A 4919-nucleotide genomic window follows, 5' to 3' on the forward strand; every position below is an offset into this window, starting at 1 on the left:
TCTCTTTGGCATCTGCCTCTACACTGGATGCCGCATTAGCGAAGCCTGCACGATGCTCACAACGGATGCTTACGATGCTGCTGGGGTCAGAGCCAAGATGACGCTCCGCAAGGCCAACACAAAGGGCAAGCAGGAGACGCGCCAGATTCCGGTCAATTCGGTTCTCAAGGAATACCTGGAGACGTACCGCGCCGGGGCGGGCAAGCAGTACCTCTTCCCCGGACGGCACGGGCGCGGGCACATCAATCCTAAGTCGGCAGATGAGATTTTGCGGGAGACGTGCGATCGCTTGGGGCTGGTGGGAGTGAGTACTCACAGCTTTAGACGAACTGCTCTAACCCGGATGAGTAGTGCCGGAGTGCCATTACGAGTCATTCAGGAGATATCAGGACACCGTAGCTTGCAGGCCCTCCAACGCTATCTGGAGGGGGCGATCGCGTCTCTGAGCTTCTGAGTTTCTAAGGGCGATCACTTCGTTATTAGGTTAACCACTCTCGGGCTATTTGCTCAGGGGCGATCTTGTCAGCAAGTCTTGGAGGTGATTATGCCTGCTTAGAACTCCACTCTCTTTGAGCCTAACCTTCCAAGCCCTGTGCTAACTTCCACTAGGCCCAGGCGCTCGCCTTCCTCGCTCAGCTTTTTGTTCCTTAAACGCACCCCCTAGGTGTCCGGGAGCCTACATTAATCCGATTCATCCCAGCCAGATTCAGGAGCGCGCTATCATAGCGAACCACCTGGCGGTTAACTTTGTATCCTCGTCGGACGGATAAAGCTTTACTGGGACCAAAACTCGCAAAAGATTCTCCTGCACTCCGCACAGAAGCGCCCTGGAGGGTTTGGACTGCACGGCCACTAATGGTGTTGTCGTTGGCCTGTCCCTCGACACAAATCGCTTCTCCATCCACATAAGAAAAAACTCCAGACACATTATTCCCCTGCTTGCGGAAGTGGAACACGATGCCGCCATTGGCTAAGAGGGTTTCGTCGGAAACGATGCTCTGATTGGTCGTTCCATTCCAATAACGATAATTGCCGTCAGCTAGAGCTTGGATGGTTTTTGTCGGTGCATTGACTGGCGCTAAAACGTCTGCCCGGCTAATTAGCATGACCGTCTCACTTTTCCCGCAGTCGAGATTTCCCTGGCAGGCTTCTGCTAGGATATTACCCGATTCATAGGTGAGACGTACCCGTTTGCCCACTAGCTGTTGTTCACAAATATCGAATTCGGCAAATTCGGTTGAGGTTTGTCCACTATCGTCTTTTAGCTCTACATAACAGGCCCGGTCACCAGCGCTGAGGCGTTGAATCGTGGCGATAGGGGGTTGGCTGGCGGTGGCGGTAGAACCCAGTGCTCTGACCAACAGGATGCTAGCAATGACGGTTGCAGAAACCCACTGACGTTTTGAAAATAATCTCATGGTAGAAGTCCTAGTAATTGTTAAATCGTCGGTCAAATTAGCGAGAGCGGCTGTCGTTGCTGGATAGTGTGGTGCACTCATGCCCATCATTCCAGGCCACCTTACACGCCGCCAGGGCTTGAATTTCCACTGTTGTCAGCGCTGCCAGCTTTGTTGAATTTATTGGAGTAATATTTGGCTAGCCAAGCATCATCGAATTGATATCGAACATGTGATTGGCACCATCATCAATGGTGGCCAGACTATTCAGTGCTCACGTGAGGGGCAACCGCAGTGAGAATATGCTGGAGATGCGTTGTTCAACTTGAATCCGATCACTAGGTCTGACCTTACCACTAATTGCAACAATACCGCCTTGATCGTCGATGCGTTCAAGCTCATTATCTAGGGGTATGGTTAAACTCAGCGGAGTGGGGGACTGGTCCGCTGAGTTTAACCATACCCGTAATGCGCTAGGGAAAAACAGTTTTGGGTTCAGGTGCATGTCCTAAATAGAGGTAAGCTGCTGCTCTGAGAACAATCTGAGAGTAGAGGATTTTTTGAATTTCTAAACTGGGCGCTCGACTGGCCGCCGCCTTGTAAGCTGTGATTTCCCCGCCCAGGCTCCAATCACTCCCGGTTAAGTAGTGGTCATAGTCGTGCATGACAAGAAAGGCAAATCCATAAAATGGGTTTGAGTAAATAGAATTGTCATATCCCTCCTCAGCAGATACCCACAGATGATCATTTTCAATATCCATAAACATCTCGGCAACCTTTTGATAGCGTAGGTCATCCGAGAATTGAGCATTGAGTGGAGTTTGTCTGAATTGTTGCATAAGCCAATCACACAGCTCCGCTTGGGTTTGCTCCAAAATCTGAGCAGGTTTTCCTTCTAGATAGAGTTTGGCGAGCTTTTCAACTTTGGCGATAGTTTTATCTAGAGAAACCGTGGGCCGATACCAAGCTTGGACGTGTGGTTTAGGAGAAGAATTTGCCAGGGCTAAGTTTAACGGCGATGAAGTCATCCTGTTGCCTCAGATTAATCAACTTTTGTTAGGTTAAATGCGGAATCCGCAGAAGTCGTGAGCCTGGTGAATGAAAGCAACCGTTGAGCAACTTGTATCCATTTCCATCTTTGCCCAGCTACAGTCCGAGCAACTTGCAAGTCTACAGCCCCACACGGTGGTTCAAACCTATCAAGTCGGGGAAATCATCTCTCACGAGGGCGATCGCCTGCCCCCTCGCCTCTATGCTCTGATTCAGGGACTGTTGCGAGTTTCAAAAACAGCAGCGAGTGGGAAAGAGACGATTCTGCGAACCTTGACGAGTGGCGACATCTTTGCGGCTCCTGCTCTCTTTGGTAATGGCATTGCTCCTGCCACCGTGATGGCTGAGGCTCAGGCCCAAGTGCTGATGGTGAACCGTGAAGCGCTGTTGGCGGTGATTCAAGCGAACCCAGAAATGGCGCTACAGATGATGGCTGTTTTGAATCAGCGGCTTCAGCAGTTGCATGAAGTCGTACATGGGCTCGTTTCAGAACGGGCGATCGTGCGGTTAGCTCGCCTGATCCAATATTCAGCGACAGAGCAGGGCACAGAAACAACTGCACAGGGAGCTTGCCTCACCTTGCGCCTGGCTCACTACCAGATTGCTCGCAGCATCGGCATCACCTACGAAGAGTGTGTGCGGCTCTTCAAGCAATTGCACTCAGTTGTTGCTTACAGCCGAGGTGGGAAAATCACTATCTTGGATTGGGAAAGGCTGGATGCGATCGCCCAAGGCACGATAGAAGCAGATTCGCTCCCTGTTACCCCCACCAAAAAATAGACCACTAACCTGCATCCGAAAGTGTTAGCAGAAACGCCAGGTTTGCTGATGCCTTTAGTGCATGAGGCGCATTAGCAGGCATCAGCACAAATACACCAGGTTCCAGGTGAATATCTTGTCCTGTTAATCTCAGCGTTCCTTGCCCTTCCAGTACTTGAACCACGGCGTTACGAGCTGAGCTATGTTCCGCAATCTCAGTGCCTGCGGCTAGAGACAAGAGAGTGTACTGGCAATGAGGAAGTTTGAGTAACACTTTGCTGAGGATTCCTGTGTCAGGATACTCCAGTTTGTCTTTGAGTTGAGCCGTCAGCGATGAGGAAGTCTGCATTGTCGTAGTCATCGTTGGTCTCCTAATCTAGTTCCGTTCTGCACACAAAATGAAATAACCTAACTCCTGTTCGTACTGCTTGAACACTCGCCGTATGGCCAGCAGGCGATCGCGCAGTTGAGGATGAGTGAGGACGTTCCAGAAGACTTGGATTGAATTGACCAGTCCTTCGTCTTGAATGACGCGAGCTGGACTGAGCAGTCCCATTGCTCCTGTCTGATGTTGTGAAACTTGTAATCCGGCTGTTTCACAAGCTGCGATCCAGTTGGTCTCAGATAACGGAGTTGAGTTGGCTCGAAGCGCGGCTGCCAGGGCTTGATGAATTTCTGCTTCCTGGTCCTGGGCTAACAACTCATGGGAGAGGAACTTCCCTCTTGGCTTGAGGCGATCGCAAATACCTCTCATAATTTTGGCTTTGCCTGAAGCCGATTGCATGGTGAGAATGGCTTCTGCCAGCACGTAGTCAAACTGCTCTGGAATCTGCTCTAAATGGAAAATATCGCCCTCAATCACCTGCACTTGTTCTGCCAACCCAGCGGCTTGAATATTGGCACGAGCACGGGCCACACTTTCAGGGTTCTTTTCGATCCCTACCACCCGAACCCCATATTGTTTGGCGAGGGCGATCGCGCTATTGCCAAAACTGGCCGCCAACTCTAAAACCGTTTCCCCCGGTTGGAATTGAGCCCACTGAAACAATTGCTCAGTGGCAGCTTTACCACCCGGTCGCAGAATCTTCTTTCCAGCCCTTGCCATCACCTGATGTCCAGGAGCCGTTGCAAAATTGATGGTTGATTGAGACATGGCTTTATCCTCCAGTCCAGATGTTTCTACTTTGTCAAACTACGGACAAGAGAGATATGAGCTACCTCATGAAGTGTCAACGAAATCTGAGGTTGAAGCATGATGGTAGCCTGAATGCCAGAGCAGCTTAACTAGATGAGAGCCAATAACCGTAATCACAAGATGCCTCCCCCTGCACCCAACTAGATCTAGGTTTATGAGGTAGCTCATATTCTTGGTGAGAACAATTTGGCAAAGTGAGAGTCATTCACCTGTTGTCTTGCCTCTTTTTACTTTCCTGGTGGTGAGGGGGCAATTTTATTCCTATCGATTGCGATAGCAGCTTTGGAGGATCTGGACCATGATACGACTGCTCGTTAACTTCTTAGAGGCGCTGCTCAACACCTTTTATCGAGGTCGCGATCGCATTTTTGCGCGATTTTTTGTCCTGGAAACAGTGGCTCGGGTGCCTTATTTTGCCTACACCTCGGTCTTGCATTTGTATGAAACGATGGGGTGGTGGCGCAAATCTGACTGGCTGAAAGTGCATTTTGCTGAGTCCTGGAATGAACTGCACCATC

7 protein-coding genes are annotated in these 4919 nt (G+C 50.4%); 3 read left to right on the plus strand and 4 right to left on the minus strand.

The genetic code is table 11. The features are described 5' to 3' along the window. On the plus strand, window positions 1-454 hold a 454-nt coding region (locus H6F68_RS00320), incomplete at its 5' end, for a site-specific integrase (RefSeq protein ID WP_190555715.1). Window positions 455-647: 193 nt separating this feature from the next. Here the strand turns inward: H6F68_RS00320 and H6F68_RS00325 are convergent. Both H6F68_RS00325 and H6F68_RS00330 read right to left on the minus strand, forming a co-directional pair. Continuing rightward, window positions 648-1418: a hypothetical protein gene (locus H6F68_RS00325; protein ID WP_190555716.1), complete on the minus strand. Its 771-nt coding sequence runs from the start codon at window positions 1416-1418 to the stop codon at window positions 648-650. 452 nt (window positions 1419-1870) lie between these two features. Further along, the gene (locus tag H6F68_RS00330; RefSeq protein ID WP_199299835.1) at window positions 1871-2425 is read right to left on the minus strand and encodes a transposase; all 555 of its coding nucleotides are present in this window, start codon (window positions 2423-2425) and stop codon (window positions 1871-1873) included. 70 nt (window positions 2426-2495) lie between these two features. Here H6F68_RS00330 and H6F68_RS00335 point away from each other — a divergent pair, with 70 nt between their 5' ends. After that, window positions 2496-3227, plus strand: coding sequence for a Crp/Fnr family transcriptional regulator (locus H6F68_RS00335; RefSeq protein WP_190555717.1), 732 nt, complete (start codon window positions 2496-2498; stop codon window positions 3225-3227). Between the two features lie 4 nt (window positions 3228-3231). Here H6F68_RS00335 and H6F68_RS00340 read toward each other — a convergent pair whose 3' ends face one another. Further along, window positions 3232-3567: a cupin domain-containing protein gene (locus tag H6F68_RS00340; protein WP_190555718.1), complete on the minus strand. Its 336-nt coding sequence runs from the start codon at window positions 3565-3567 to the stop codon at window positions 3232-3234. 15 nt (window positions 3568-3582) lie between these two features. Continuing rightward, a complete protein-coding gene (locus tag H6F68_RS00345; protein ID WP_190555719.1) occupies window positions 3583-4359 on the minus strand; it encodes a cyclopropane-fatty-acyl-phospholipid synthase family protein in 777 nt (258 codons plus the stop codon). Between the two features lie 340 nt (window positions 4360-4699). On the opposite strand from H6F68_RS00345, the gene H6F68_RS00350 reads away from it, so the two are divergent. Further along, window positions 4700-4919: alternative oxidase (locus H6F68_RS00350; RefSeq protein WP_277875983.1), on the plus strand; the 220-nt coding region annotated here is incomplete at its 3' end.

Origin of the sequence: Trichocoleus sp. FACHB-262 (assembly GCF_014696035.1) — a bacterium.
GTDB lineage: Bacteria > Cyanobacteriota > Cyanobacteriia > FACHB-46 > FACHB-46 > Trichocoleus.

What these genes read in the sequence shown, in the direction of transcription:
- H6F68_RS00325 (WP_190555716.1), bottom strand. Translation starts at nt 1,418, where the DNA reads ATGAGATTATTTTCAAAACGTCAGTGGGTTTCTGCAACCGTCATTGCT.
- H6F68_RS00330 (WP_199299835.1), bottom strand. Translation starts at nt 2,425, where the DNA reads ATGACTTCATCGCCGTTAAACTTAGCCCTGGCAAATTCTTCTCCTAAA.
- H6F68_RS00335 (WP_190555717.1), top strand. Translation starts at nt 2,496, where the DNA reads ATGAAAGCAACCGTTGAGCAACTTGTATCCATTTCCATCTTTGCCCAG.
- H6F68_RS00340 (WP_190555718.1), bottom strand. Translation starts at nt 3,567, where the DNA reads ATGACTACGACAATGCAGACTTCCTCATCGCTGACGGCTCAACTCAAA.
- H6F68_RS00345 (WP_190555719.1), bottom strand. Translation starts at nt 4,359, where the DNA reads ATGTCTCAATCAACCATCAATTTTGCAACGGCTCCTGGACATCAGGTG.